Genomic DNA, 24,156 nt, shown 5'->3' on the forward strand with positions numbered 1-24,156 from the left:
ATAAGGGCTGCCCCCTATGCCGATCGCCACCCGTGGTGGACGTGCTCTGACTTTCGGCCTAGTCCTGTTATAAAGCACTTTAACTAAAATTATCTTGTTATTGTTTTTTAACGGTATTTTGTTTTTGCCGTTGTGTATATAAGTGTGCGCTAAGTCATTGTAGTCATTGAGGAAAGTTACAAAAAACTTCTTGCTTTGCCCATTTCTTTATCTTAAAGTGGGGCACGGTGGTAAAAAGTGGGGGAACGGGGTGTTTCTCTCCGCCTGCAGGGAGTAAAAGATTGATGTTCCAGGGAGCGACAGCGCTGAGTCTTGATGCCAAGGGGCGGCTTGCCGTTCCTGCGCGTCATCGCGAGGCGCTGGTAAGTGCTTCCGAAGGGCAGCTCGTGCTCACCGCTCACCCCCACCGTTGTCTTCTCCTCTATCCGGCGCCCGCCTGGGAACCGATTCGTGACAAGGTACTGGCGGCGTCCAGTCTTGATCCCAGAGCTGCCGCGATAAAGCGGCTACTGGTCGGTAATGCGCGTGACGAATCGATGGATTCCGCCGGGCGCCTGCTGGTTTCGCCGGAGTTGCGCCTGTTCGCCCAGCTGGAAAAGCAGGTGTGGCTGGTCGGGCAGGGAACGCATTTCGAAATCTGGTCCGACGCCGGTTGGCGGCAGCAGCAGGAAGTCTTCCTTGGCATGGTCGATCAGTCCTTGCCGCCTGGTCTCGAGGATTTGGCGCTGTGAGCGCTGCCTCCGGGCATCGAACCGTACTGTTGCGGGAGGCTGTCGATGCGCTGTCGGTGAAGCCTTCCGGGGTCTACGTCGACGGCACGTTCGGCCGCGGCGGGCATTCGCGGGCGATTCTGGAACGGCTCGGGCCGGATGGTCGCTTGCTGGCGCTCGATCGCGACCCGCAAGCCATTCTCTCTGCCCGGGAAATCGGGGATCCACGTCTGCTTGTCGTCCATCGGCCGTTTGCCGAACTGGCTGAAGCGGTGCGGGATGCGGGCCTGCCGGCTGTCGACGGTGTTTTGCTGGATATCGGCGTGTCCTCACCGCAGATCGATGAGGCAGAGCGGGGGTTCAGCTTTCGGTTCGATGCGCCGCTGGATATGCGCATGGATACCACGCAGGGAGAAACAGCCGCGTCGTTCCTGGCGCGCGCAGAAATCAAAGAAATCACGGAGGTCATCAGAAACTATGGCGAAGAACGGTTTGCTTTCCAGATTGCAAAGAAGATTGTGGCTGCTCGGAGCGAGCGGTGTATTGCAACCACCGGCGAGCTCGCCGCGCTCGTACGCGAAGCCGTGCGGACCCGCGAGCCCGGCCAGGATCCGGCGACGCGTACCTTTCAAGCTCTACGGATTCACGTCAATCAAGAGCTCGAGCAGCTTGCGCTAGTTCTGCCACAGGCGGTCGATGTGCTCCGTGACGGCGGGCGTCTGGTGGTGATCAGCTTTCATTCGCTGGAAGATCGGATCGTCAAGCGCTTCATGCGCGACCAAGCGAGTCCGGACACGCTGCCGAAGAACCTTCCCCTGCGTTCGGTCGATCTGCCGCCGCCGCGGTTGCGTGTGGTGGGGAAACCGGTCAAGGCGGGGGCAGAGGAGGTCAAGGCGAATCCCCGTGCGCGGAGCGCGGTGATGCGCGTCGCCGAAAAGTGCAGCGTACGGGGGGCAGCCTGAAATGGTGCGCACCAATCTCGTTCTGCTGCTTGCCATCCTGATGGGCGCTCTTGGCGTTGTGACGTCCCAGCACAAGGCGCGCAGCCTGTTCCAGGCGATGGAAGCCGAACAGGAGCGGGAACGTCAACTGGAGGTTGAGTTCGGGCAGCTGCAACTGGAGCTTTCGACCTGGGCAACGTCGCCGCGCATCGAGAAAATCGCCCGCGAGAAGCTGAAGATGCGCACGCCGGATCCGGCGAGAATCGTCACTGCCACCCGGGAGGTGTCGCGATGATGAACTTCAGCGGTTCCCGCGGGCACAAGTTCGCCGAAAGCCCTGTGCTGAAGCTGCGTTTGCCCGCCTGGCGGTCACGTTTTATGGCGCTGCTGATTCTGGCAGGCTTTGGTGTGCTGATCGGGCGCTCGTTCTATCTGCAGGTACTCAACGAAGATTTTCTGCAGGAGAAGGGTGAGTCGCGTTACCGCCGGGATCTGCAGATTACCGCGTCGCGCGGGCGCATCGCCGATCGACACGGCGACGTGCTGGCCGTGTCGACGCCGATGAAATCGATCTGGGCCGTTCCGGCGGATGCGCGCCTGACGCCGGAGCAGACAAGAGTGTTGGCCGGCGTTCTGGACATGGACGCGAAGGAATTGTCGCGGCGGCTGGCCAGCGACAAGTCGTTCGTCTTTTTGCGTCGGCAACTGCCGCCGGCAGTCGGCGACAAGGTCGCGTCGCTGAAGTTGCCAGGAATCGGGCTCGACCGCGAGTACCGCCGCTACTATCCGACGGGCGAGATGACCGCGCACCTCGTCGGCTTTACCGGTGTTGATGACAAGGGACTGGAAGGCGTCGAACTCGCCTTTCAGGGGCAGTTGCTCGGGCATCCCGGCAGTCGCAGCGTGATCAAGGACCGGCGCGGCCAGATCGTCGAGGATGTCGTTTCGATCAAACCGCCGCAGGACGGCAAGGATATTCGCCTGGCGCTGGATTCGAAGATTCAGTATCTGGCCTACAGCCAGCTCAAGCAGGCTGTGACGGATTTCAAGGCCAAGGCCGGCAGCGTCATCGCGGTAGACACCAAGACCGGCGAAATCCTGGCGCTGGCCAATTGGCCGACCTACAACCCGAACAATCGCGAGCGGCTGACCGGGGCGCAGTTGCGCAACCGGGCGATTACCGATACCTATGAACCGGGATCGGTGATGAAGCCGTTCACCGCCGCACTGGCGCTGGAGAAGGCGAAGGTCCGCTTCGACACGCCGATCGACTGCGCGCCGGGCCGGCTGACCATCGGTTCGGCCACCATTTCGGACGCGCATCCGCACAAGGTGTTGAGCGTCGCCGAGGTCATCCAGAAATCCTCCAATGTCGGCACCGCGAAAATCGCGGCGATGCTGACGCCGGAGCAGATGTGGACCATGTTCGATGCGGTCGGGATCGGGCGCGTGCCGGGGCTCGGATTCCCGGGTGAGGTTGCCGGACGCCTGCGTCCGTGGAAATCGTGGCGACCGATCGAACAGGCGACGATGTCGTACGGCCACGGGCTGTCGGTATCGCTGATGCAGCTGGCCCATGCCTATACCGTTTTTGCGCGCGAGGGCGACCTGATTCCGCTGACGCTGACCCGTGCCGACGAAAGTCCGGCCAAGACGGTGCCGGTCTTCAGCCAGCAGACTGCGCGCGAGGTGCGGGCGATGCTGGAAATGGCGGTGCAGCCCGGTGGCACGGCGCCCAAGGCGCGGGTGCCCGGCTATCGTGTCGGGGGGAAAACGGGAACGGCCTACAAGATCGAAGGCGGGCAGTACGTCCGCAAGTACGTCGCCTCGTTCGTCGGCCTTGCGCCGATTTCCAATCCGCGCCTGATCGTCGCGGTGATGATCGACGAACCGAGCGCAGGCACGCATTACGGGGGCGACGTGGCCGGGCCGGTGTTCTCGCGCGTCATGGGTGGCGCGCTGCGTACCCTCGGTGTCCTGCCCGATGCGCCGCTGCCGGTTGTCGCGCAGAACAGCCAGCCGACGAGGGGGCAGCTATGATCGCCATGCCGGTTTTTTCCGATCCGTCGTTCATCCTGAAGCAGCTTGCGGCGCAGGGCGTCACCCTGGGCGGTGTGGCCGATGACAGCCGGCAGGTACGGCGCGGGGATGTGTTCCTCGCCTTGCCAGGAGACTTTGCCGACGGGCGTGATTACATCCCGGACGCCATCGCCCGCGGTGCCAGCGCGGTGGTTTGGGAGTCCGGTGACGGATTCGTCTGGCAGGACGAGTGGGTGATCCCGAACGTCGCCGCGGCGAATCTGCGCGCGCTTTGCGGGCCGCTCGCGCACGCCCTTTTCAGGCATCCGGGCGAGCGCCTGTCGCTGATCGCGATCACCGGAACCAACGGCAAGACGAGCATCAGCCAGTGGCTGGCGCGCGTTCATCCGCGCCGTTGCGCCGTTATAGGCACGCTCGGTGCGGGATTCGCCGATGCGATGAAGGAAACCGGATTCACCACGCCGGAAGCGGCGACGCTGGCGCGCTATCTGGCCGACTTTTCGGCCGACGGCGCGCAGGCATGCGCCCTCGAAGCCAGTTCGATCGGCATCGAGGAGGATCGGCTCGACGGTTCCCGGGTGGATGTCGCCGTCTTCACCAACCTGACCCGCGATCACCTTGATTATCACGGCTCGATGGAAGATTACGCGGCGGCCAAGGAGAAACTATTCAAATGGCCGCGCCTGCGGCTGGCGATCGTCAACCTTGACGATCCGTTCGGAGTCGCGTTGATGCAGCGGACGACCGCCTCGCGGATCGTCGGTTACACGCAGGGCGACGGGTTCGCCGACCTGCAGGGTGTTGTCCGGGCCGAGTCGGTGGATGAGTCCGCTGGCGGCTTGCGTTTTGTGCTGGTCACCCCGACGGGGCGTGCGCGGGTGCAAACAGGCTTGGTCGGTCGGTTCAACGTGTCGAATCTGTTGGCGACGGCGGCTGTCCTGCTCGATGCCGGATTGACGCCGGCGGAAGTCGCGGCACGCTTCGCCGAGTTGCCGGCCCCGCCCGGGCGTCTGGAAACGCAGGGCAGGAACGGCGAGCCGCTGGTCGTCGTCGACTACGCGCACACCCCGGATGCGCTGGAAAACGCGATCAGCGCACTGCGCGGCGTGGCGACGGCGCGCGGTGGCCGGCTGATTGCCGTGTTTGGTTGCGGCGGTGATCGCGACCGGGGCAAGCGTCCGCTGATGGGCGAGGTGGCGACCCGTCTGGCCGACCGGGTGATCCTGACCAGCGACAATCCGCGCAGCGAGGAGCCGGCGGCGATTCTTGCCGAGATCGCCATCGCCGCGCCAGACGCGGAAATCATCGAAGACCGTGCGTCGGCGATCCGTCGGACGATCCTCGGCGCGGAAGCCGCCGATGTGGTTCTGCTGGCCGGGAAGGGGCATGAGCCCTATCAGGAAATCGCCGGAGTGAAGCGGCCTTTTTCGGATATCGACGAAGCTGCCGCCGCCTTGGCCTTGCGGCAGGAGAAACAATAATGAGCGTGAAAATGGATTTGCCAACCGCCGCCAGCGCGATGTCCGGTAAGGTCGTCGGCGAGGTGGTAGCGTTTTACGGAGTGTCGACCGACAGCCGGACGGTGTGTGCCGGCGAGTTGTTCATTGCCCTGCGGGGCGACAAGTTCGACGGGCACGATTTCATCGCCACGGCGCGGGAGCGCGGGGCGGTGGCCGCGGTCGTCGACGCCAAGGGGGCCGAAGCCTTGGGCGAGGCCGCCGGATTGTCGCTGATCGTCGTCAACGACACGCGGATCGCGCTCGGCGATCTCGCCGCGAACTGGCGGGCACGCTTTGCCTTGCCGGTGATCGGGGTTACCGGCAGCAACGGCAAGACGACCAACAAGGAAATGATCACCAGCATCCTGAAAGCGGCGTTCGGCAACGACGCCGTGCTGTCGACACAGGGCAACCTGAACAACGACATCGGCCTGCCGCTGACCTTGCTCCGCCTGGGGCAGGAACATCGAGCCGCGGTTATCGAGATGGGGATGAATCACCCGGGCGAGATTGCCTACCTGGCGCGGATCGGCCGGCCGACCGTCGCCCTGGTAACCAATGCGCAGCGGGCGCATCTCGAAGGCATGGGAACGCTAGACACGATTGCGTCCGAGAAAGGCAGCATCTTCTCCGGACTTGATGCGAACGGGGTGGCGGTATTCAACGCGCTCGATCAATGGGCGCCCTTGTGGCGAGAACAGAGCGCCCATTGCCGTCGTCTGTGCTTCGCGCTCGATGCGCCGTCTGGCGTGGAGGCCGAAGTGACCGGGCATTGCCAGACACATGGGCTGGAGAACCGCGTTGTTATCGTTGCCAATGGCGAGCAGGTTGAAGTAACGCTGGCTCTGCCGGGAGCCCACAACGCCCGTAATGCGCTGGGGGCGGCAGCGACTGCGCTTGCCGCCGGGGTTTCGCTGGAATCGGTGCGTGCCGGCCTCGTCGCTTTCCGCGGAATCAAGGGGCGGCTGCAGCGGCGTGCCGGGCTGCACGGCGCGACGGTGCTCGACGACACTTATAACGCCAACCCCGATTCCGTGCGTGCCGGCATCGACGTCTTGGCCGCCACGGTCGGACGAAAAATTCTGGTGCTCGGCGACATGGGCGAAATCGGTGAGATGACCGGGCAGTTCCACGACGAAGTCGGCGGTTACGCCAAGAGCCAGGGGGTCGACGTTCTGCTGGCTTTCGGCGAGTCGAGTGCGCTGGCGGCGCACAACTTCGGGGCGGGTGGCGCGCATTTCCGGAAGATCGAAGACCTGATCGCCACGCTGGTTGCCGACATGGACGCGGAGTCGATCGTGCTGGTCAAGGGCTCACGCTTCATGCGCATGGAGCGGGTGGTCGATGCCATCACCAAGGCTTCGGAAAAGGAGGCTCAGTAATGCTGCTGATGCTCGCACAATGGCTTTCGCAGGATGTCCGCGGCTTCAACGTCTTCGGCTACATCACGCTGCGCACCGTGCTGGCGGCGATGACCGCGCTGATCATTTCGTTCGTCGCCGGGCCGCGCGTCATTCGCTGGCTGGCAGCGAAGAAAATCGGCCAGGCGGTGCGTCAGGACGGGCCGCAGACGCATCTCGCCAAGTCGGGAACGCCGACCATGGGCGGCGTCCTGATCCTCATTGCCATCGGCATCACCACGCTGCTGTGGGGCGATCTGACCAACCGCTACGTGTGGGTCGTGCTGATTGTCACGCTCGGCTACGGTGCGATCGGCTGGTACGACGACTGGAAGAAGGTCGTTTATCGTGATCCGCGGGGGCTGGCGAGCCGCTGGAAGTATTTCTGGCAGTCGGTGCTTGGCCTGGCCGTCGCCATCTATTTGTCTTACTCGTCAACCGTTCCGGCGCAGATGGAATTGATCGTGCCGTTCTTCAAGACCGTCTCGTATCCGCTCGGTTCGATCGGCTTCATCGTTCTCACCTACCTCGTCATTGTCGGCACCAGCAACGCGGTTAATCTGACCGACGGACTCGACGGGTTGGCGATCATGCCGACCGTGATGATCGCCGCCGCGCTGGCCATCTTCTCCTACGTCGCCGGTAGTTCGGTCTTCGCCAAGTATCTCCTGTTGCCCTACATCCCGGGGGCGGGCGAACTGGCCGTGTTTCTAGGGGCGATGGCCGGTGCCGGTCTGGGTTTCCTGTGGTTCAACGCCTATCCGGCCGAGGTGTTCATGGGCGACGTCGGCGCGCTGGCGCTCGGCGCGGCGCTCGGGACGGTGGCGGTGATCGTCCGCCAGGAAATCGTGCTGGCGATCATGGGCGGCGTTTTCGTCGCCGAAACGCTGTCGGTCGCCGCGCAGGTGCTCTATTTCAAACACTCGGGCGGCAAGCGGATCTTCCGCATGGCGCCGTTGCATCACCACTATGAACTCGGCGGCTGGAAGGAAACACAGGTCGTTGTCCGCTTCTGGATCATCACCATCATGCTGGTGCTGATCGGTCTGTCCACCCTCAAGCTGCGCTGATGAGCATGGAACTCAACGGAAAACACGTCCTGGTGGTCGGCCTCGGCGAGAGCGGACTGGCGATGGTCAAGTGGCTGTCGCGCCAGGGAGCGGCCGTGCGGGTCGTCGACAGCCGGCAGGCGCCGCCCAACGTGGACGCCTTGCGCGCCGCCGTTCCTGGTGTCGAGCTTTTTTCGGGCGAGTTTTCCGACACGGCGTTTGCCGGTGTCGATCTGATCGCCATCTCGCCCGGCGTGCCAGTGCAGACGCCGCAAGTGCAGGCGGCGCTGGCAAACGGCGTTCCGGTTGTTTCCGAGATCGAGCTGCTCGCCTGGGGCGTTCGCCGGTTCGCGCCGCAAAGCCGGGTGATCGCCATCACCGGCAGCAACGGCAAGACCACAACGACGACACTGACGGCTTACCTGCTCAACGCCGTCGGCGTGCCGGCTGTCGCCTGCGGGAACATCTCGCCGTCGGCGCTCGATGCGTTGATGGCGGCCGTCGATGCAGCGGCGTTTCCGCAGGTTTGGGTCCTCGAATTGTCCAGCTTCCAACTCGAAACGACCTTTACCCTCGACGCCGACGCGGCAACGGTGCTCAACGTCAGCGAAGACCATCTCGATCGCTATGCCGGCATGGACGACTACGCGACAACGAAGCGGCGCGTGTTCCAGGGGAAAGGAGCGATGCTGCTCAACCGCGACGATGCCTACTGCCGGTCGTGGCAGCAGGCGGATCGGACGACGCTCAGTTTCGGACTCGCGTCGCCATTGGCGGAGCGCGATTACGGTCTTGCCGACGGCTGGATCGTCCGTGGCAACGAACGCATCGTGGCGCTGGCGAACCTCAAGCTGGCCGGTCTGCATAACGCCGCCAACGCGATGGCCGCGCTGGCGCTGTGCGAGGCGGTGGGTGTCGAGGCGGCGCGCCTCGTTCCGGCGTTGTGCCGGTTCACCGGCCTGGCGCATCGCGTGGAGTTCGTTGCCGAAATCGGCGGCGTGTCGTATTACGACGATTCCAAGGGTACCAACGTCGGTGCGACGCTCGCCGCGGTTCAGGGCATGGGCCGCAAGGTTGTCCTGATTCTCGGCGGCGAGGGCAAGGAACAGGATTTCTCGCCACTCAAGGCGGCGCTCGCCGAACACGGGCGGGCGGTAGCCCTGATCGGCCGCGACGCCGGCCTGATCGGTAGTGCGATCGACGGCTGCGGGGTGCCGACGCGCCATAGCCGCGATCTCGAGGATGCCGTGCGCTGGGGTACCGAACAAGCCGAGGCGGGTGATGCCGTCCTGCTTTCGCCGGCCTGCGCGAGCTTCGACATGTTCCGCAATTACGCGCATCGCGCAGAAGTTTTCGTTCAGTGCGTGCGCATCTTGCAGAAGGAGCGTGGCTGATGCTGCCGGCGCTTGACGGAACCCGTCGCCTGCCCGCCGAGGTGGACAACACCCTGCTGTGGAGCAGCCTGATCCTGCTGCTGCTCGGGATGGTGATGGTCTATTCGGCGTCGATCGCCATCGCCGAGGTCGGCAGGTTCACGGGCAACCAGCCGGCGTACTTCCTCATCCGGCACGGCGTCTTTCTGGCGATCGGGCTGATTGCCGGCGGTCTTGCGTTCCAGATTCCCCTGACGACCTGGCAGCAGATATCCCCCTGGCTGTTCGTTGTCGGCTTCGTCCTGCTGGCGCTGGTGCTGATCCCCGGTGTCGGTCGCGATGTGAACGGCGCACGCCGCTGGCTGCCGTTCGGAGTGGCCAACCTGCAGCCCTCGGAACTGATGAAACTGTTCGCCGTGCTGTATGCCGCGGATTACACCGTGCGCAAGATGCCGCACATGCATGATTTGAAAAAGGCCTTCCTGCCGATGGCCGGCGCGATGGTCGCCGTCGGCGTGCTGCTGCTCAAGGAGCCGGACTTCGGCGCCTTCGTGGTGATCATCTCGATCGCCATCGGCATCCTGTTCCTCGGCGGAATGCGTGCGCGCCTGTTCGCGATCCTGATCGTCGTGCTGGTCGCAGCGTTTGCGGTCCTGATCGTCGTTTCGCCGTATCGCCGCGATCGCATCTTCGGCTTCATGGATCCGTGGTCGGACGCCTTCGGCCGCGGTTATCAACTCTCGCATGCGCTGATCGCCTTCGGGCGCGGCGAACTGTTCGGCGTCGGTCTCGGCGCGAGCGTCGAAAAGCTGTTCTACCTTCCCGAGGCGCACACCGACTTCCTGCTGGCTGTTATCGCCGAGGAACTCGGATTCGTCGGCGTGATGATGGTGGTTGTCCTGTTCGGACTACTGGTCCAACGTGCCTTCGTCATCGGCCGCCAGTGCGTGGCGCTCGATCGTCTGTATCCGGCGCTGGTGGCGCAGGGCATCGGGATCTGGATCGGCGTACAGGGCTTCATCAACATGGGTGTCAACATGGGCCTGCTGCCGACCAAGGGGCTGACCCTGCCGCTGATGAGTTTCGGCGGCTCGGGCATCCTGGCCAACTGCGTGGCGCTGGCGGTATTGCTGCGGGTCGACTGGGAGAATCGACAGCTCATGCGGGGGGCGAAGCTATGAGCAAGACGCTTCTTGTCATGGCCGGCGGCACCGGCGGCCACGTGTTCCCGGGACTGGCAGTGGCCGATCTCCTCGTGCAACGCGGCTGGAAAGTGGTCTGGATGGGCAACCCGGACAGTTTCGAGGCGCGCACGGTACCCGCGCGCGGTTACGAGATGGCGCTGGTGCGCTTTGCCGCGCTGCGCGGCAAGGGGCTGCTGCGCAAGCTGTTGTTGCCGGTCAATCTGCTTTCCGGTTTCTGGCAGGCGCTGCGCGAAATTCGCCGGATCAAGCCGGACGTGGTGCTCGGCATGGGCGGCTATGTCAGCTTCCCCGGCGGGATGATGGCGGTGCTGCTCAACCGGCCGCTGGTGATCCACGAGCAGAATTCGATCGCCGGGCTGGCCAACCGCGTGTTGGCCAAGGTGGCCGACCGGGTCGTCTGCGGCTTTCCCGATGCACTGCCGATAAGCCAGTGGGCGGGCAACCCGGTGCGTGGCGACATTGCAACTCTGCCCGAGCCGGCGCCGCGTTTCGCCGAGCGGGATGGCTTGCCCCTGCGCCTGCTGGTCCTGGGCGGCAGCCTCGGTGCGGCGGCGATCAACGACATCGTCCCGAAGGGGCTGGCGTTGATTCCCGAAGCGGAACGGCCGGTGGTCGTGCATCAAGCCGGAGAAAAGCATCTGGTGACGCTGGAGGCCAACTACGCCGCGGCCGGCGTGCGCGCCAATTGCGTGGCGTTTATTGACGACATGGCCGGGGCCTATGCCTGGGCCGACCTGGTGCTCTGCCGGGCCGGCGCCCTGACCGTCGCCGAACTGGCGGCAGCAGGTGTGGCCAGCATTCTGGTGCCGTTCCCGCATGCCGTGGACGACCACCAGACGGCCAACGCGAAATTCCTCGCTGACGCGGGTGGCGCCTTCCTGCTCCCGCAACCTGAAATGACCCCCGAATCGGTGAGCCTGATCCGGAATTACACGCGCAGCCAGCTGCTGCAAATGGCCGAACGCGCCCGCGAACTGGCGCGGCCGGAAGCAGCAGAGACCGTGGCGCGCGTCTGCGAAGAGGTATGCAAGACATGAAACACAAGATCAAGAACATCCATTTCGTCGGCGTCGGCGGCGCCGGTATGAGCGGCATCGCTGAAGTGCTGGCCAATCTCGGCTTCGGCATCAGCGGCTCCGATCTGGCGGACAACGCGACGACCCGCCGCCTGGCCGGTCTCGGCGTGCGCACCGTCACCGGGCATGCCGCGGAGAACATTGGCGAGGCCGATGCCGTGGTCGTGTCGACCGCGGTCAAGGACGACAACCCCGAAGTGCAGGCCGCGCGCGCGCGCAAGATCCCGCTGGTGCCGCGCGCGCAGATGCTGGCCGAACTGATGCGCCTGAAGCGCGGCATCGCCGTCGCCGGGACGCACGGCAAAACGACGACGACGAGTCTGGTGGCCTCGATCCTGGCCGAAGGCGGCATGGATCCGACCTTCGTCATTGGCGGCCGGCTGAATGCGGCCGGGGCGAATGCACGGCTCGGGTCAGGCGATTTTCTCGTGGCCGAGGCAGACGAGTCGGACGCCTCGTTCCTCTACCTGTCGCCGGTGATCTCCGTCGTGACCAACATCGATGCCGATCACATGGAAACCTACGGGCACGACTTCGGGCGGCTCAAGCAGACCTTTGTGGACTTCCTGCAACGTTTGCCGTTCTACGGCGTCGCCGTGCTCTGCGCCGACGATGCCAACGTGCGCGAGATCATGCCGCAGGTGTCGAAGCAGATCGTCAGCTACGGCGTCGACGAATCGGCCAACGTCCGCGCCGAGAACGTGGTGGCCGAGGACGGGCGCATGAAGTTCGACTGCGTGCGGGTCAATGGCAGCGTCAGCCGTTTCCCGGTCTCGCTGAACCTGCCGGGCATGCACAACGTGCTCAACGCGCTGGCGGCGATCGCCGTAGCGAGTGAAGTCGGCGTTTCCGACGAGGCGATTGCCAAGGCGCTGGCCGAGTTCAAGGGGGTTGGCCGTCGCTTCCAGCGTTACGGTGAGGTGAAGCTCCCGGCGGGCGGTGCGTTCACCCTGATCGACGACTACGGCCATCACCCCGCCGAGATGCGCGCGACGATTGCTGCCGTGCGTGGGGCCTTCCCGGGCCGGCGCCTGTTGCTGGCGTTCCAGCCACACCGCTACACGCGGACGCGCGACTGCTTCGAGGATTTCGTCAGCGTGCTCGGTTCGGTCGATGCGCTGGTGCTGGCGGAGGTGTATGCCGCCGGCGAAGCGCCTATCGTCGCTGCCGACGGGCGCACGCTGGCGCGCGCATTGCGCGTCGCCGGCAAGGTCGATCCGGTTTTTGTCGAGAACATTGCCGATGTGCCGCAAACAATTCTCGAAGTCGCCCGTGACGGCGATGTGGTGATCACGATGGGGGCCGGCTCGATCGGCGGCGTTCCCGGCAAGCTGGCGCAAGGTTGAAAGATAGGTATGTCTGATTTCGGAAAAGTTGCGGTTCTCTTTGGTGGCAAGTCGGCCGAGCGCGAGGTCTCCCTGCAGAGCGGTTCGCGCGTGCTTGCCGCGTTGCTGCGTCAGGGGGTCGATGCGCATTCCTTTGATCCCGCCGAAGGCAAGCTCGACGAACTGGCCGCGTACGACCGGGCGTTCATTGCCCTGCACGGCCGCTACGGCGAAGACGGGACGATCCAGGGCGCGCTGGAACTGATGGGTATCCCCTATACCGGCAGCGGCGTATTGGCTTCGGCGGTGGGGATGGACAAATGGCGGACGAAGTTGCTCTGGCGCGCGATGGGGCTGCGGATTCCCGAGTTCGTGATGCTTCAGGCGGACAGCGATTTCGACAGTGTCGAACGCCAGCTCGGGCTGCCGCTTTTCGTCAAGCCGGCCTGCGAAGGCTCGTCGATCGGCGTGACCAAGGTGCGCCAGCCCGGCGAACTGCGTCTGGCTTATGACGCGGCGGCGAAACACGATTCGCTGGTCATTGCCGAACAGGGGGTGCTGGGCGGGGAATACACGGTGGGCATTCTCGGCGATCAGGCCTTGCCGATAATCCGCATCGTGCCGACGACGGATTTCTACGACTACGAAGCCAAGTATCTGCGCGACGACACCCGCTATCTGTGTCCGTGCGGCTTGCCCGAGGGGCGCGAGCTCGAATTGCGCGCGCAGGCGCTCGAAGCGTTCCGCGTGCTCGGCTGCCGCGGCTGGGGGCGGGTGGACTTTTTGATGGACGAACAGGGCGAGGCCTATTTCCTTGAGGTCAATACCTCGCCGGGGATGACCGACCACTCCTTGGTGCCGATGGCGGCGCGCGAGGCGGGGCTGTCGTATGACGAGTTGGTATTGCGTGTGTTGTCGTTGGCGACTTTGGGATGATCGATGTGGAACCGGCCGCAGTTGTTGAGAGATGTCGCGGACCTGCTCTATGTGGCGGGTGCCGCGGCATTGGCCGTTGCTGCGGTGCTCTGGGTGGCGCGCCTGCCCTTGTTCCCCATTCGCGAGGTGGTGGTGACACGCGAGCTTCGGGAAGTGCGGCGTGCGGAAATCGAGGAGGCCATCGCCGGAAAGCTGCGCGGCAATTTCTTCAGCGTCAATCTCGAAACGCTCCGGCAGTCGCTGGAACAACTGCCCTGGGTGCGGCGCGTCACGCTGCGGCGTCAGTGGCCGGCGAGCATCGAACTGGGGATCGAGGAACATGTGCCGGTCGCGTTCTGGGGCGAAGGGGTCGGGTACCTGGTCAATTCGTACGGCGAAATCTTCGCCGCGGGGATGAGCGCTCCGCCGGCCGCGGCCATGCCGTTGCTGCAGGGGCCGAGCAGTTTCGTGCCGGAGATGCTCGACGTATACCGGCAGTCGCTCTCCCTGCTGGAACCGCTTGGCCGCGCGCCGCGAATCCTGACCGTGTCGCAGCGACTGGCGGTGCAGTTGAAGCTGGACGACGGAATGATCGTCGAACTGGGCCGGGAGCAGGCCAAGGCCCCGCTGCGCGAGCGGCTGGAACGATTTGTCGAGTTTTATCCATCCGTGCTGACCGCTGCGAAAAAGCGGCCGGACGTTGTGGATATGCGTTATCCGAAAGGATTCGCGCTGCGCGTCAGCGGGCTGGCCGCAGCGTCGGAAAGTGAGAGCAAAGGGAAACCATGAGCAGGGAAAACAAGGAAATCATCGTCGGCCTCGATATCGGCACCACCAAGGTGGTGGCGCTGGTCGCCGAGGTCAGTCCCGATGACCGGCTGAACATCATCGGCATGGGTTCGCAAGACTCCCGTGGGCTGCGCAAGGGCGTCGTGGTCAATATCGAGGACACCGTGGCGACGATTTCACGGGTGATCCAGGAAGTGGAGCTGATGGCCGACTGCAAGGTCAAGGACGTCTATACCGGGATCGCCGGCAGCCACATCCGCAGCTTCAACTCCAACGGCATGGTGGCGATAAAGGACAAGGAAGTGACCACGATGGATGTCGAGCGGGTGATCGAAACCGCACGCGCCATGCCGATCCCGGCCGACCAGGAGATCCTGCACATCCTGACCCAGGAATTCATCATCGACGATCAGGACGGCATCCGCGAGCCGATCGGGATGAGCGGCTTCCGCCTCGAAGTGAAGGTGCACATCGTCACCGGCGCCGTCTCCGCGGCGCAGAACATCGTCAAGTGTGTGCGGCGCTGCGGGCTGGAAGTCAATGACCTGGTGCTGCAGCCGCTGGCGTCGAGCTACGCCGTGCTGTCCGACGATGAGAAGGATCTCGGCGTATGCCTGATCGACATCGGCGGCGGAACGACCGACATCGCGGTGTGGACGCAGGGTGCGATCCGCCACACTTCGGTGATTCCGATCGCCGGCGACCAGATCACCAACGACATCGCCATGGCGCTGCGCACGCCGACGCGCGAGGCTGAGGACATCAAGTGCAAGTTCGGCTGCGCGCTGTCCGATCTGGCCGATCCGGAAGATGTGCTCGACGTCGCCGGCGTCGATGAGCGGCCATCGCGCAAGCTGTCGCGCCGGGCGCTGTCGGACGTGATTCAGCCGCGCGTCGAAGAACTGTTCGAACTGGTGCAGGCCGAACTGCGCCGCTCCGGGTTCGAGGACGTGCTGTCGTCGGGCATCGTCCTGACCGGCGGCTCGGCCGTCATGCCTGGAATGATCGAGCTTGGCGAGGAGGTGTTCCACATGCCGGTGCGGCTCGGCTTCCCCAAGTATTTCGGCGCGCTGGCCGACGTTATTCAGACGCCGCGTTTCGCCACTTCCTACGGGCTGTTGCTGGAGGCGCTGACGCAGCGCAGGCGCGGCGTGAAAGTGCGCGAGACGCGCGACGTGAAACAGATTTTCGGGCGGATGAAGTCCTGGTTCGAAAAAAATTTTTGATCGGTTAATTCAAGTTTTTTGCAGAGGAGAGAGAGGCCATGACCATGTTTGAAATCATCGATAAGGAAGCGCTTGCCCCGGATTCAGAAACGGTAATCAAGGTGATCGGTGTAGGTGGGGCCGGCGGCAACGCCGTCGATCACATGATCCGCGAGGGGGTGATGGGCGTCGAATTCGTCGCTGCCAATACCGACGCGCAGGCGCTGAAGCGCAGCGTCGCACACAAGAAGCTGCGTCTGGGCAAGTCGGGCCTGGGCGCCGGCGCCAAGCCGGAGGTCGGCCGTGATGCCGCGGTCAGCGAGCGCGAACAGATCGCCGAGTCGCTGAAAGGGTCGCACATGGTGTTCATCACCGCCGGGATGGGCGGTGGCACGGGAACCGGCGCAGCGCCGATCGTCGCCGAGATCGCCCGCGAAATGGGCGTGCTGACGGTCGGCGTGGTCACCAAGCCGTTCCTGTTCGAAGGCAAGCGCGCAAAAATCGCCGAAGCCGGCATCGCCGAACTGCAGAAGCACGTCGATTCGCTGATCGTCATCCTCAACGACAAGCTGATGGATGTGCTCGGCGAGGACGTCTCGATGGACGAGGCCTTCAAGGCGGCCGACAACGTGCTGCGCAATGCCGTCGGCGGCATCGCCGAGATCATCAACTTCCCGGGACTGGTCAACGTCGACTTCGAAGACGTGCGTACCGTCATGGGCGAAATGGGCATGGCGATGATGGGCTCGGCCTACTCTTCTGGCGTCGACCGCGCCCGTATCGCCGCTGAGCAGGCCGTGGCATCGCCGTTGCTCGAAGGCGTCAATCTCTCCGGGGCCAAGGGGGTTCTGGTCAACATCACCTCGTCGCGCAGCCTGAAGATGAAGGAAGTCAACGAGGTCATGAATACCGTGCGTGAATTCGCTGCGGACGACGCACACATCATCTTCGGTGCGGTCTACGACGAGGGCATGGGCGACGAACTCCGCGTGACCGTGGTCGCCACCGGTCTCGGGCAGGCGCAGGCCAAGCGGCAGCCGTTCGAGGTGATCAATACGCCGGTCGTGCACGCGACCGGGACGGATGGAGCGTTTACGCACGCGTCGAGCATCGACTACAGCCAGCTCGACGTGCCGGCCGTCGTGCGCAAGCGCGGGGGAACGACCGCCGAGGCATTGGCCAGCCGCGGGGTCGATCATTACGATATTCCGGCATTCCTCCGCAAACAAGCCGACTGAGGGGCGGCCGGCTGCGCTTGCCGATACGGCGTTGCATCCCGTCTTGCATGGCGCTGCCATGCGGCGGCGGTCTGCGCCTTGTCTCGCCTGCGTTCGCTCGGCCGTGCATGCGCGAATAAGAACTTTGTAACACTTTCTCTCTGCAAAAAAGGGAATTGGCGGGTCGTGCTACAATTCGCCAATTCCGATTTTCTTTCAACGACATGCTGAAACAGCGCACTCTCAAGTCGGTGATCCGCGCGTCCGGTGTGGGCCTGCATTCGGGCGTCAAGGTGAACATGGTCCTGCGGCCGGCTGCGCCGAATACGGGCATCGTTTTCCGCCGGGTCGATCTCGATCCTGTCGTCGACTTGCCGGCATCGGCGCTGGAAGTCGGCGACACGCGCATGTGCTCGTGTCTGGAGCGCGAGGTCGGAGGCGTTCGTGCCAAGATCGGCACCATCGAACATCTGATGTCGGCGCTGGCCGGACTCGGGGTGGATAACGCCTATGTCGATCTCGACGCTGCCGAGGTGCCCATTCTCGATGGCTCCGCGTCGCCGTTCGTATTCCTGATCCAGTCGGCCGGCATCGAAGAGCAGCCGGTCGCCAAGAAATTCATCCGCGTCAAGCGCCGGATCGAGGTGCGCGAAAACGATCGGTCCGGCGAAAAGTGGGCGCGCTTCGACCCGTACGACGGGTATCGCCTGAATTTCTCCATCGTCTTCAACCACCCGGCGATCGATCGCACCGGCCAGGAGGTGACGATCGATTTCGCCGAGCAATCCTACGTGCGCGAGGTGTCGCGGGCGCGCACCTTCGGCTTCATGCAGGAGGTCGAGTGGCTACGCGAAAACGGGCTGGCGCAGGGGGGGGGGCTCGACAACGCGGTGGTGCTGGATGAATACCGCGTACTCAACGCCGACGGACTGCGCTACAGCGACGAGTTCGTGAAGCACAAGGTGCTCGATGCGATCGGCGATCTCTATCTGCTCGGCCACCCACTGCTTGCCGCGTTCACCGCGCACAAGTCGGGGCATGCGCTGAACAATCTGCTGGCGCGGGAACTGCTGGCCAACCCGGACGCCTGGGAGTTCGTTACGTTCGAGGATGTGGCGAACGCGCCGGAAGGTGTTGTTCGCTGGCTGGCCCAGCCGGCACACTGATCCTGTCACGAAAAGCGTATGTGGCTGCTGCGCCTGCTCGGGATTCTGACCCTGATCACGGTGGGTGCGGGATTCGTGGCCTATCTGCTGACGCGCAACCCCCGCTATCTGGCCTTTTCCTGGCGGGTATTTCGCTATGCGCTGATCGTCGCCCTGCTGGTATTTGCGCTGTTGATTCTTGAGCGCGTGGCGGTCATTCCGCTTTAGCGGAACGGTCGATCAGCGTCGAAACTGCCTCGCGCAGCGCCGATTCCGGCAGCGCATCGCGCAGTTCCTCCAGTGTCCGACTGGTCTCCGTGCTGAGTGGTCGAGATGGCGATGTCCTTGATTGTGCAGGGGTTTCCGGCGCTTGAACTTTCACCAGAACGCCATTACACTCAATCCCTCGTCGAGAAAACCCCTCGGTCAACGTTGTTGCCAGTTGGCGCAGCTTGGTCGCCACCGCGCTGTTCGTGGCGTGGATAACAATAATTCCTGATTTGTAATTCGCTATCTTGCTTGCCTGGCGCAAATGTGCCGGCGCGATCTGTTCGTAGAGGTGCGCCAGCCGCAGAAGCAGTCTTGCGTGCGCCAGCAGATTGCCAGCGCCGTCGGCTGTTTCCAGAAAGTCCTGGAGAGTGGTCGGCATCGGAAATGAGAGAGGATTCGCGTGAATGTGATTCTGGTTTCAAACCGGTTGAAAACCGCCAAGACCGTGCATATTACACCGGCGATCGTGCTGGCGATCCTCGCCGGTTTCGTGGCGTTGTCCATTACCGTTTCCTTCGCCTTCTACTGGGTCGGCATCCGGCAGGACCCGGTGGTCGCCTCCGACCTGGTGCTTCAACAGCAGCAGGCGCATAACCAGAAGGCCGAGCAGTACTTGCGCAATAACGTGTCGGCGATGGCCGTGAAACTCGGCGAGATGAAGGCCCAGTTGCTTCGTCTGGACGCGCTCGGCGAGCGGGTCTCCCGCCTCTCCGGAGTGTCGATGCCGAAACCGCAGGCAGCCGGCAAGTCCGCGCGCGACGGTGCGGGAGGTCCGCTGGTACCGCTTTCCGGACCGCTTTCGTCCTTCGAATTGCAACGCGAGATCGATCGTCTTGGCGAGGTCATCGAACAGCGCAAAGATGAACTGACAGAGCTTGAGTCGTTGCTTATGGAGCGACGCATCAAGAGCGTCCTGCTACCGACGCTGGTGCCCATCGATGCGGAACGGATCGGTTCGCCGTTCGGTCGTCGTGTCGATCCGTTTGCCAGCATCGGCGCGATGCATGAAGGAATCGATTTCGTTGCCGATACGGGCACCCCGGTTGTTGCCGCTGCAGGCGGCGTGGTGGTGACGGCAGAATTTCACCCACAATACGGAAACCTGATCGAGATCGAGCACGGAAATGAGTTCTCGTCGCGGTATGCCCACCTCTCGAAGATAGGCGTGAAAGCCGGGCAGATTGTCAGGCGCGGTGATCGGATTGCCGCCAGCGGCAACACCGGCCGGTCCACGGGACCGCACTTGCACTTCGAGGTCCGTTATCGCGGCGTAGCGCAGAATCCCGCCCGTTTCCTGCAGCAGGGTGGTTCGATGGCCTTTGCCAGCGCGGGCAAGAATGGCGCAAATGTGGCGCCTCGGGGGGCCGGCGGCAAGCGCTGAGTTCCACTGTTTCCTCAAGATTTGTCCCTCCCGCCCCGGCTGGAAGGCGCGTGATAGAATTCCCGCTTTTAACGCGCTCACGCCAATTCCAGAATGATTTCCGGCTTACTCAAGAAGATTTTCGGCAGCCGCAATGACCGGCTGATCAAGCAGTATTCTGCGGTCGTCCGTCAGATCAATGCGCTGGAACCAAGCATCAGTGCGCTTTCCGACGACGAACTGCGCGGCAAGACGGCCGAGTTCAAGGCCCGCCTGGCCAACGGGGAAGCCCTCGACGCCTTGCTCCCCGAAGCGTTCGCGGTGGTCCGGGAAGCCGGCAAGCGCGTGCTCGGCATGCGGCACTTCGACGTTCAGCTGATCGGCGGCATGGTCCTGCACGACGGCAAGATCGCCGAAATGCGCACCGGCGAGGGAAAGACGCTGGTCTCGACCCTGCCCGCCTATCTCAATGCGCTGACCGGCAACGGCGTGCATATCGTCACGGTCAACGACTACCTGGCCAACCGCGACGCCGAGTGGATGGGCAAGCTGCACCGCTTCCTCGGGCTGACCGTTGGCGTCAACCTCTCGCAGATGCCGCACGACCAGAAGCAGGCGGCGTTTGCGTCGGACATCACCTACGGCACCAACAACGAATTCGGCTTCGACTATCTGCGCGACAACATGGTCTATGCGGCCGGCGACCGCGTGCAGCGCAAGCTGGCCTACGCCATCGTCGACGAGGTCGACTCGATCCTGATCGACGAAGCGCGGACGCCGCTGATCATCTCCGGCCAGGCCGAGGATCACACCGACCTTTACGTTCGGATGGACAAGGTCGCGCCGATGCTCACCCGCTGCGCGGAAGAAAACGGTCCCGGCGACTACTGGGTCGACGAGAAGGGGCACCAGGTACTCCTCTCCGAGGACGGCCACGAGCACGCCGAGGAAATTCTGACCAACGTCGGACTGCTTCCCGCAGGCAGCAGCCTGTACGACGCCGCGAACATCCTGCTGATTCACCACCTGTATGCGGCGCTGCGCGCGCACACCCTGTTCCTGAAGGACCAGCAGTACGTCGTGCAGAACGGCGAGGTCGTGATCGTCGACGAATTCACCGGTCGTTTGATGGCCGGACGCCGCTGGTCGGACGGCCTGCACCAGGCCGTCGAGGCCAAGGAGGGTGTGAAGATCCAGAACGAGAACCAGACGCTGGCCTCGATCACCTTCCAGAACTACTTCCGCATGTACGGCAAGCTGGCTGGCATGACCGGCACCGCCGATACCGAAGCTTACGAATTCCAGCAGATCTACGGTCTCGAAACCGTGGTCATCCCGACCAACCTGCCGATGATCCGCAAGGATCTCAACGACCAGATCTTCCGCACCGCCGACGAAAAGTTCGCCGCGATCATCGCCGACATCCGCGCCTGCCGTGAAAAAGGCCAGCCGGTGCTGGTCGGCACCACCTCGATCGAAAACTCCGAACTGCTCTCCAACCTGCTCGACCGCGAGAAGCTGCCGCACCAGGTACTCAACGCCAAGCAGCACGCGCGCGAAGCGGAGATCGTCATTCAGGCCGGGCGGCCGGGGATGATCACCATCGCCACCAACATGGCAGGCCGCGGGACCGACATCGTCCTCGGTGGCAGCATCGCCAAGCAGGTCGACGCGATCCGCGACGACGAGTCGCTGGACCCGCCGACCAAGGACGCCAAGATCGCCGCGCTGCGCGCCGACTGGCAGAAACTGCACGATCAGGTGCTCGCTGCCGGCGGCTTGCACATCATCGGTTCCGAACGCCATGAGTCGCGCCGTATCGACAACCAGTTGCGCGGCCGTTCCGGCCGGCAGGGTGACCCGGGTTCGTCGCGCTTCTTCCTGGCGCTCGACGATCAACTCCTGCGCATCTTCGCCGGCGATCGCCTCAAGGCGATCATGGACCGCCTGAAAATGCCCGAAGGCGAAGCGATCGAACACCCGATGGTGTCGCGCTCGCTCGAATCGGCGCAGCGCAAGGTCGAAGGCCGCAACTTCGACATCCGCAAGCAACTGCTCGAATTCGATGACGTCTCCAATGACCAGCGCAAGGTCATGTACGCGCAGCGCAACGAGTTGCTCGAAACCGAGGATATTTCCGAGACCATCACCTCGATGCGCCAGAGCGTCCTGACCGACATCTTCCGCCGCCACGTGCCGGCCGAGAGCGTCGAGGAACAATGGGATCTGCCGGCGCTGGAAAAGGAGCTGGCTTCCGAGTTCCTGCTGACGGTTCCGGTCGCCGAATGGGTCAGGAACGAGCCGACGCTGAGCGACGGGGCGATCCTCGAACGCATCATTGCCCAGGCCGACGAAGCCTACGCGGCCAAGGTCGAACTGGTCGGCGCCACGTCCTTCCACCAGTTCGAGCGCAACGTGATGCTGCAGAGCCTCGACACGCACTGGCGCGAGCACCTCGCCGCGCTGGATCATCTGCGCCAGGGCATCCACCTGCGCGGCTACGCGCAGAAGAACCCCAAGCAGGAATACAAGCGCGAAGCGTTCGAACTGTTCGAGGCGCTGCTCGACAGCGTCCGCGTCGACGTCACCCGGCTGCTGGTCACCGTGCAGGTGCGTACCCAGGACGTCGAGGAAACCGCGCCGCAGGCCGGAGTGCAGAACGTGCAGTACCACCACGCCGACTACGAGGAAGCGCTGGCCGCCGCCGACGAAGCCACGCCGCCGATGCCGCCGCTGCAGGCCGGCCAGAAGATCGGCCGCAACGATCCGTGCCCCTGTGGTTCCGGCAAGAAGTACAAGCAGTGCCACGGCAAGCTCAGTTAGGAAATGAAAGATTCGTCACCCGGCGAAGGCCGGGGTCTAGTTCGTTGAATTTTCTGGATTCCGGCTTTCGCCGGAATGACGAATTTCCAATAAGTCAGCACTTCCGTAACGAATCATCACCGTTGAGGTCGCGCAGGGCGCCGAGATTCAGACGAACATACCGTTTTCGTTAGTCTCCGCGCCCTTCGTTTATCCACGATATCCGCCCGTAAAAGGTTTCTACCATGCCAGTCAACTACGCCACCCCCGCCCCCGAAAAACTTTTCCCCGTCGCCGGCGTTCGCCTCGGTACCGCCGAAGCCGGCATCCGCAAGGTTGATCGGCGCGATCTTACGCTGCTGGCGCTCGACGCTGGCGCGACTGTCGCCGGTGTGTTCACGCAAAACCGCTTCTGTGCCGCGCCGGTGCATGTTTGCCGCAGCCATCTCGCCGCCGGCAAGGGCATCCGCGCGCTGGTGATCAACACCGGCATCGCCAACGCCGGCACCGGCGAACCCGGCATGCAGGCCGCGCAGGCCACCTGCTCGGCCGTCGCCAGCCTGCTCGGAATCGACGCCAGCCAGGTTCTGCCGTTCTCCACCGGTGTCATCCTCGAACCGTTGCCGGTCGACCGCCTCGTCGCCGGCTTGCCCGCCTGCCAGGCGAACCTGCAGGAAAACAACTGGCATGCCGCCGCGCACGCGATCATGACCACCGACACGGTCGCCAAGGCAGCTTCACGGCAGATCCAGATCGACGGCCGGACGGTGACCATCACCGGCATCAGCAAGGGCGCCGGCATGATCAAGCCGAACATGGCGACCATGCTCGGCTTCGTCGCTACAGACGCGGGTGTTGCTGCGCCGCTGCTGCAGCAACTCGCGCGCGAAGCCGCCGATGAGTCCTTCAACTGCATCACCGTCGATGGCGACACCTCGACCAACGACTCCTTCATCGTGATCGCCACCGGTAAATCCGGCGTCGCGTTCGATAGCGAGTCGTCTGCCGGATACCCCGATTTGCGCGACGCGCTGATTGCCGTCGCCCGCGAACTCGCCCAGGCCATCGTGCGCGACGGCGAAGGCGCCACCAAGTTCATCACCGTCGCCGTCGAAGGCGGACGCGACCGTGAGGAGTGCAAGCAGGTCGGCTATGCCATCGGCCATTCGCCGCTGGTCAAGACCGCCTTCTTCGCCTCCGACCCCAATCTCGGCCGCATCCTCGCCGCGATCGGTTACGCCCGCGTCGATGCGCTCGACGTCGACAAGATTCGCGTCTGGCTGAGCAGCACCGGGCAGGACGTGCTGGTCGCCGAAAACGGCGGGCGTGCCACGTCGTATCGCGAGGAAGACGGCGCACGCATCATGGAATCGAAGGAAATCACCGTGCGTGTCGACCTCGGCCGCGGCCCGGCCAGCGCCAGGGTCTATACCTGCGATTTCTCGTACGACTACGTCAAGATCAACGCGGATTACCGCAGCTGACTTGGACGTGCGGGTTAGGGCGTCGGCAAGGTAATGTTTGAATTCGTCACCCCGGCGAAGGCCGGGGTCCTGCCGGCAGTTGCTCTCCGATACTCGATACCGGCCTGCGCCGGTATGACGAGGTCTTTATACTTCATCGTGCCGAAGCAATAACCTGTTGTTTCATAATCTCTGGAAGGCCCGAGGAGACTGAGGCGCTTGATGACTTTTGACGAGTCACCAGGCGCCTCGCATTCACAAAAACTTCCCGAACGGGAAGTTTTTGCTTTGTGCGCCCGGCACGGGCGTACTCCTGCGGGTGCAAGTCCCGCCGTAAGTTGATCACAGCGAACGAAGTGAAGCGCAACTGCG

Annotated in this window: 22 protein-coding genes; 20 read left to right on the forward strand and 2 right to left on the reverse strand. The window is 63.7% G+C overall.

The genetic code is table 11. The features are described 5' to 3' along the window. Nucleotides 1–284: 284 nt before the first annotated feature. The 17 genes from mraZ (at nt 285) to BO74_RS07040 (ending at nt 18,117) form a co-directional block, all read left to right on the forward strand. Nucleotides 285–731 (forward strand): division/cell wall cluster transcriptional repressor MraZ, encoded by a 447-nt coding sequence (gene mraZ / locus BO74_RS06960; RefSeq protein ID WP_496441175.1) that lies wholly within the window; start codon nt 285–287, stop codon nt 729–731. After that, on the forward strand, nt 728–1,672 hold the full coding sequence (gene rsmH / locus BO74_RS06965) for a 16S rRNA (cytosine(1402)-N(4))-methyltransferase RsmH (RefSeq protein ID WP_496441066.1): 945 nt from the start codon (nt 728–730) through the stop codon (nt 1,670–1,672). Before mraZ ends, rsmH begins: the two co-directional genes overlap by 4 nt. A gap of 1 nt (nt 1,673) precedes the next feature. After that, nucleotides 1,674–1,946, forward strand: a complete 273-nt coding sequence (gene ftsL / locus BO74_RS06970) for a cell division protein FtsL (RefSeq protein WP_496441068.1) — start codon at nt 1,674–1,676, stop codon at nt 1,944–1,946. Next, nucleotides 1,943–3,691 (forward strand): peptidoglycan D,D-transpeptidase FtsI family protein, encoded by a 1,749-nt coding sequence (locus BO74_RS06975; protein WP_496441070.1) that lies wholly within the window; start codon nt 1,943–1,945, stop codon nt 3,689–3,691. The genes ftsL and BO74_RS06975 overlap by 4 nt, the downstream gene beginning before the upstream one ends. Beyond that, nucleotides 3,688–5,172, forward strand: a complete 1,485-nt coding sequence (locus tag BO74_RS06980; protein ID WP_496441071.1) for a UDP-N-acetylmuramoyl-L-alanyl-D-glutamate--2,6-diaminopimelate ligase — start codon at nt 3,688–3,690, stop codon at nt 5,170–5,172. The genes BO74_RS06975 and BO74_RS06980 overlap by 4 nt, the downstream gene beginning before the upstream one ends. Then, the gene (locus tag BO74_RS06985) at nt 5,172–6,572 is read left to right on the forward strand and encodes a UDP-N-acetylmuramoyl-tripeptide--D-alanyl-D-alanine ligase (protein ID WP_496441072.1); all 1,401 of its coding nucleotides are present in this window, start codon (nt 5,172–5,174) and stop codon (nt 6,570–6,572) included. Before BO74_RS06980 ends, BO74_RS06985 begins: the two co-directional genes overlap by 1 nt. Then, on the forward strand, nt 6,572–7,660 hold the full coding sequence (gene mraY, locus BO74_RS06990) for a phospho-N-acetylmuramoyl-pentapeptide-transferase (protein WP_496441074.1): 1,089 nt from the start codon (nt 6,572–6,574) through the stop codon (nt 7,658–7,660). Before BO74_RS06985 ends, mraY begins: the two co-directional genes overlap by 1 nt. 5 nt (nt 7,661–7,665) lie before the next feature. Beyond that, nucleotides 7,666–9,033 carry a UDP-N-acetylmuramoyl-L-alanine--D-glutamate ligase gene (gene murD / locus BO74_RS06995; protein ID WP_496441177.1) on the forward strand — a complete coding sequence of 456 codons (1,368 nt, stop codon included), beginning with the start codon at nt 7,666–7,668 and terminating at the stop codon, nt 9,031–9,033. Then, nucleotides 9,033–10,193 carry a putative lipid II flippase FtsW gene (ftsW, locus tag BO74_RS07000; protein WP_496441076.1) on the forward strand — a complete coding sequence of 387 codons (1,161 nt, stop codon included), beginning with the start codon at nt 9,033–9,035 and terminating at the stop codon, nt 10,191–10,193. Before murD ends, ftsW begins: the two co-directional genes overlap by 1 nt. Beyond that, complete coding sequence (murG, locus tag BO74_RS07005; protein ID WP_496441078.1) at nt 10,190–11,254, forward strand: undecaprenyldiphospho-muramoylpentapeptide beta-N-acetylglucosaminyltransferase; 1,065 nt, start codon at nt 10,190–10,192, stop codon at nt 11,252–11,254. Before ftsW ends, murG begins: the two co-directional genes overlap by 4 nt. After that, nucleotides 11,251–12,639: a UDP-N-acetylmuramate--L-alanine ligase gene (murC, locus tag BO74_RS07010; protein WP_496441080.1), complete on the forward strand. Its 1,389-nt coding sequence runs from the start codon at nt 11,251–11,253 to the stop codon at nt 12,637–12,639. Before murG ends, murC begins: the two co-directional genes overlap by 4 nt. 9 nt (nt 12,640–12,648) lie before the next feature. After that, nucleotides 12,649–13,554 (forward strand): D-alanine--D-alanine ligase, encoded by a 906-nt coding sequence (locus BO74_RS07015; protein WP_496441081.1) that lies wholly within the window; start codon nt 12,649–12,651, stop codon nt 13,552–13,554. 3 nt (nt 13,555–13,557) lie between these two features. Continuing rightward, nucleotides 13,558–14,322 (forward strand): cell division protein FtsQ/DivIB, encoded by a 765-nt coding sequence (locus tag BO74_RS07020; RefSeq protein WP_496441082.1) that lies wholly within the window; start codon nt 13,558–13,560, stop codon nt 14,320–14,322. Beyond that, complete coding sequence (ftsA, locus tag BO74_RS07025; protein WP_496441084.1) at nt 14,319–15,548, forward strand: cell division protein FtsA; 1,230 nt, start codon at nt 14,319–14,321, stop codon at nt 15,546–15,548. Before BO74_RS07020 ends, ftsA begins: the two co-directional genes overlap by 4 nt. 44 nt (nt 15,549–15,592) lie before the next feature. Beyond that, nucleotides 15,593–16,765: a cell division protein FtsZ gene (gene ftsZ, locus BO74_RS07030; RefSeq protein ID WP_496441179.1), complete on the forward strand. Its 1,173-nt coding sequence runs from the start codon at nt 15,593–15,595 to the stop codon at nt 16,763–16,765. 203 nt (nt 16,766–16,968) lie between these two features. Then, nucleotides 16,969–17,910: a UDP-3-O-acyl-N-acetylglucosamine deacetylase gene (gene lpxC / locus BO74_RS07035; RefSeq protein WP_496441086.1), complete on the forward strand. Its 942-nt coding sequence runs from the start codon at nt 16,969–16,971 to the stop codon at nt 17,908–17,910. 18 nt (nt 17,911–17,928) lie between these two features. Further along, nucleotides 17,929–18,117: a hypothetical protein gene (locus BO74_RS07040; RefSeq protein ID WP_496441088.1), complete on the forward strand. Its 189-nt coding sequence runs from the start codon at nt 17,929–17,931 to the stop codon at nt 18,115–18,117. Here the strand turns inward: BO74_RS07040 and BO74_RS07045 are convergent. Further along, nucleotides 18,104–18,538: a DciA family protein gene (locus BO74_RS07045; protein ID WP_496441090.1), complete on the reverse strand. Its 435-nt coding sequence runs from the start codon at nt 18,536–18,538 to the stop codon at nt 18,104–18,106. The genes BO74_RS07040 and BO74_RS07045 overlap by 14 nt on opposite strands. 21 nt (nt 18,539–18,559) lie before the next feature. On the opposite strand from BO74_RS07045, the gene BO74_RS07050 reads away from it, so the two are divergent. The 3 genes from BO74_RS07050 (at nt 18,560) to argJ (ending at nt 23,805) form a co-directional block, all read left to right on the forward strand. Further along, on the forward strand, nt 18,560–19,540 hold the full coding sequence (locus BO74_RS07050; RefSeq protein WP_496441091.1) for a M23 family metallopeptidase: 981 nt from the start codon (nt 18,560–18,562) through the stop codon (nt 19,538–19,540). 93 nt (nt 19,541–19,633) lie between these two features. After that, nucleotides 19,634–22,342: a preprotein translocase subunit SecA gene (gene secA / locus BO74_RS07055; RefSeq protein WP_496441092.1), complete on the forward strand. Its 2,709-nt coding sequence runs from the start codon at nt 19,634–19,636 to the stop codon at nt 22,340–22,342. 224 nt (nt 22,343–22,566) lie between these two features. Further along, the gene (gene argJ / locus BO74_RS07060; protein WP_496441094.1) at nt 22,567–23,805 is read left to right on the forward strand and encodes a bifunctional glutamate N-acetyltransferase/amino-acid acetyltransferase ArgJ; all 1,239 of its coding nucleotides are present in this window, start codon (nt 22,567–22,569) and stop codon (nt 23,803–23,805) included. 133 nt (nt 23,806–23,938) lie between these two features. Here the strand turns inward: argJ and BO74_RS07065 are convergent. Further along, nucleotides 23,939–24,156 (reverse strand): hypothetical protein (locus BO74_RS07065; protein ID WP_496441095.1); only part of this gene is annotated, 218 nt, incomplete at its 5' end.

The organism is Propionivibrio pelophilus DSM 12018 (genome assembly GCF_059569095.1).